2 protein-coding genes and 1 pseudogene are annotated in these 4,497 nt (G+C 44.9%); all 3 read right to left on the bottom strand.

Going from position 1 to position 4,497, the window contains the following annotated elements:
• Positions 1-1,078, bottom strand: a pseudogene (locus tag IQ270_RS28440) (chemotaxis protein CheB); the annotation flags it as partial.
• A gap of 511 nt (positions 1,079-1,589) precedes the next feature.
• Complete coding sequence (locus IQ270_RS28445) at positions 1,590-2,810, bottom strand: ABC transporter permease (RefSeq protein WP_193976477.1); 1,221 nt, start codon at positions 2,808-2,810, stop codon at positions 1,590-1,592.
• Positions 2,811-2,996: 186 nt separating this feature from the next.
• Positions 2,997-4,214, bottom strand: coding sequence for an ABC transporter permease (locus IQ270_RS28450; protein ID WP_193976478.1), 1,218 nt, complete (start codon positions 4,212-4,214; stop codon positions 2,997-2,999).
• Positions 4,215-4,497 lie beyond the last annotated feature (283 nt).

Below are 4,497 nucleotides of genomic sequence, written 5' to 3' on the forward strand. Positions count from 1 at the left end.
GGCCGGGCGGGCGGAACTGCGAAGCGCTGGTAATGGCAAACGGAGTCACATCTCGCCACTGGGGTAGCAGCGGCGTTGCGAAGTTCGGGGGAGTCGGCACCCAACTGCCGGGGTCAGTTTTGCCCTGGTACGTGACTGTTTTGTCCGCGCCGTCTGTACTGCGCCAACTGATAATTTGGTCGGCAACCTGTTGTCCGAGGGCGATGCCGTCTTGTTTGGATTTGCCGTCGGGAATTGTTTCTAGAGATGATTGCAGCGCTGCGTCGAATTTGAATGCTTGTGCTGGGTAAAGGTTGACTAAGACGCGGTGGGCTGCTGCTGCTGTAGCGGCTTCTTCTGATGTGCCCGCTGGTACATCTATGCTGACGCGGTAAGGGCTGTATTTTTTGCCGATCGAGTTTACAGAGTCGTAAATGGCTGCGTGCATTATTGCCATGTTGCGGGAGGCGGCCGGAGGCGGGGTGTTGGCTGTCCGCACTGCATTTAGTATGACTCCGTTCCACTCTCTGACAGGGTTTCCCGACAGGTGAGTTGTGAAGTTGGATCGGTCGATCGTGCTGCTGTTGACTCCTGGCAATACTGCTAAATACTCGCCCGTAAGTTTGTCTTGAATTACGGTACTGTTGCTGTTAGCGTCTGTGCCTTGCTGGATGTTTAGGTCTTCAAATGTCAGGCCGTCTAGCAATTGAATTTTGTCGCTGCCACTGCCGAAGTCGGTGATGTAGTCGGCCGTGGCTAAAGTTGGACCGCCTTGGTTTTTGGCGATCGCAAATATGTCATCGCCGGGGCCGCCGATCACGGTATCGCTGCCTGCACCCCCGTAAATCGTATCGTTGCCGGAGTCGCCCAAAATTAGGTCGTTGCCTTTGCCACCCCAGAGGATGTCGTCGTCTGCACCGCCTAAAATCGTATCGTTGCCTCGGTCGCCGCAGATTTTGTCTTTACCTGAACCTGCTTCGAGAAAGTCCTCTCCGCTATTGGCGTAAATTATGTCGTTGCCATCCAAGCCGTTAATTCTGTCTGGTGCTGAAGTTCCTTCGAGCAAGTCGAATTTGGCAGTACCGGTAATAGAAACCATTGATATTTTTGAGATACGGTTGGTTAAATAATAGCAAAAACTCGCGCTACAGATAAATGCTCGCGTCTGTTTGCTTCTCATTTATATTATTATAATTTCTCCTTACTGCGTAAATACCCTGACTTTAACTTTATTATTTTTTTAAATTTAACTTATTTTTATAAATTTTTAGAGTTTTTTTACGTAAAAACACCCTATTTATGATAAGTATTTACCATTTTAGTGGTGAATCTTAATAATTTTTTTATTTATATACATGGTGAGAATAAAAGTGTAAGATTGCAGTAATTATTTCGGTATCTACTTAAGTACAATATATAGCGGTTCGATCGCGTGGTGAGGTATCTACTTAAGTACAATATATAGCGGTTCGATCGCGTGGTGAGGTATCTACTTAAGTACAATATATAGCGGTTCGATCGCGTGATGAGGTATGCTTTATGCTCTATGCCCTATGCCCGTCGAGTACCTCATGTTACTGAGAAAGGCTGTATGATTGCGCGATTATTTATTAAGCACTTCTTAATGCTGCGATCGGGTCGAGTTTGGCGGCCTGACGCGCCGGGACAACGCCGAAGAACAAACCTACTGTGCCAGACACGCTGACAGCAAGGGCGATCGCCACAGGTGAAATGCCAGCTTGCAGTGGCGTAAAATTACCTACAAGCAAGATACCGCCAACACCTACGCAAGTACCTACTATCCCTCCGGCAGCGGATAAAATTACAGCTTCGACAATAAATTGAAACAAGATATCGTGTTGCGAAGCCCCGATCGCCTTTCTGAGTCCGATTTCTTGAGTCCGCTCGCTAACGGACACAAGCATAATGTTCATAATCCCAATTCCGCCTACTAATAAAGAAATACTAGCAACAGCAGTTAGCATCAGTGTCAGAGCCCCGGAAATCGCACCCATTGTCGCCATTAAATCTTTCTGATTTCTGACAGTAAAGTCATCTTCTGTGCTAATCTTGTGCCGCAGTCTCAGCAAGTTTTCCACCTGAAATTGAGCCGCGTCCATTTTCGACTCATCTTGAATAGAAATAAATAGCGAGGTGACAGCTAAACCGTAGGGAGATTTCCGCCCGACAATGCGGTTGGCCATTGTGGCGATCGGCACAACAGCCGAGTTATCATAATTCGTACCAAAAGATGTGCCTTTGGGCGCAAATACTCCAATTACTTTCATGCTGACATTTTTGACTCGCACTTGTTCCCCGAGGGGGTTAGCATTGTCAAACAATTTCTCGGCCAATTCTGAACCTAACACTACAACTTGATTGTTTTGTCTGACATCGAGTTCGGTCAAAAATCGTCCTTTAGCCATCTCAAAATTTCTGACTGTCAGAAATTCTGGAATTGTGCCAAAAATTAGAGACGAAACATTTTTGTTACCGTAGCGAACCAGTTCAGAACTGTTGAGTTCTGCTGAAACACCTTGCACCGACGGGACTTGAGTGGCGATCGCCTTAGCATCCTCTACTATCAATGTTTGAGGCGCGCTGGCGATCGAACTTCGCCTAGCATTGGGTACTCCCGGCCTCACGATCAATACATTTGTCCCCAGGGATTGAACTTGTCCTGCAACAAATTTTTGTGCTCCCTCTCCAATTCCAATCATCGCAATTACCGAAGCATTTCCGACAATCATCCCAATCATCGTTAAACTGCTGCGAGTTTTGTTTGCTACCAATGTTTGACCGGCCATTTTGACGCTTTCAATAAAATTCATACTTAGTTATTGGTTATTGGTTATTTGTTATTGGTTATTTGTTATTTGTTATTTGTTATTGGGCATCGGGCATTGTAGTAATTGAAACCCACAAATAACCAATGACTAATGACTAATGACTAATGACTGATGACTGATGACTGATGACTAATGACTAATGACTAATGACTAATGACTAATGACTAATTAAGCACTTCTCAACGCCACAATCGGGTCTAGTTTAGCAGCTTGTTTTGCAGGTACGATGCCAAAAAATAAGCCTATGCTACCAGAAACACCAACCGCAAGGGCGATCGCCACTGGAGACACGCTAGCTTGCAAAGGAGTGAAAGCAGAAACTAAAAGCACACCCCCGATACCGAATCCAGTGCCGATCGCACCACCAGCCGCCGACAAAATCACAGCCTCAATCATAAACTGAATTAAGATATCCTGCCCAGAAGCACCGATCGCCTTTCTCAGTCCAATTTCCTTAGTACGTTCCGTCACAGACACCAGCATAATATTCATAATCCCGATCCCGCCCACAAACAGCGAAATTGCCGCTACAAAAGCCAACATCAGAGTCAAAGCACCAGTAATACTGCCCAAAGTCTTCATTAGATCCTTCTGATTTCGGACAGTAAAATCATCCTCTTTAGTAATATTGTGGCGCAATCTGAGCAGATTTTCTATTTGAAACTGCGCCGCCCGCATCAACTTTTCATCTTTGACTGAAACCGAAATAAATGTTACCTTTGTCCCGTAGGGAGACGAGCGACCAACAATGCGGTTTGCCATCGTTGTCAGCGGCAAATAAACATTCATATCTTGATTGTCGCCAAAAGTCGAACCCTTTGACTGCATGACACCAATCACTTGAAAACTGGAATTTTTGATGCGTATATATTGACCTATCGACTGTGTATTGCCAAACAATTGTTCGGCAGCTTCCGAACCCAAAGCAACTACATTTTCTTGTCTTTCTAAATCTAGTTTATTTAAAAATCGACCTTTAGCAATATCAAAGCTTCTTACCGACAGAAATTCGGGAGTAGTCCCGACAATAGAAGACGAAACGTTTTTATTGCGGTAAGTAACCAGTTGACTGTCATTGAGAGTGGGTGCAACTTCTTCGACAGAAGGAACTTGAGAGGCGATCGCCTGAGCATCTTCCAAAACCAAAGTCTGAGGCGGAATCACCGGGCGACTTTGCGCTTCAGGACTTCCGGGAATGATAAACAGCAAATTTGACCCCAGAGAGTTAACTTGTCCCGCAATAAACGTCTGAGCTCCTTCGCCGATACCGATCATCGAAATTACAGAAGCATTACCGATGATAATTCCTAACATCGTCAAGCTGCTGCGGAGTTTGTTTGCCGTCAAAGTTGTGACAGCCATTTTAACACTTTCAAAAATATCCATAATTCGATTTTAGATTTTGGATTTTGGATTTTAGAATTGGTATCAACTTAAGATTTAAACCTATAATAAATCTCGCTTATAGTCGAGTCTAGATCCCCCTAAATCCCCCTTAGTAAGGGAGACTTTGAGAAGAATCTTGTCCCCCCCTTGTTAAGGCTGACAGGTGTAGGTTTTTTACAATTAGGAGGAGTTACAAGCATAAAAGGCATCCACAGGAGTTTCAGGGAAAGAGCTCCAACGCTCAAGATGTATAGGAATATTGTTGAGTAGATTAGCCATCAGA

The sequence above is a fragment of the Microcoleus sp. LEGE 07076 genome (genome assembly GCF_015207455.1).
Lineage (GTDB): Bacteria > Cyanobacteriota > Cyanobacteriia > Cyanobacteriales > Microcoleaceae > Microcoleus.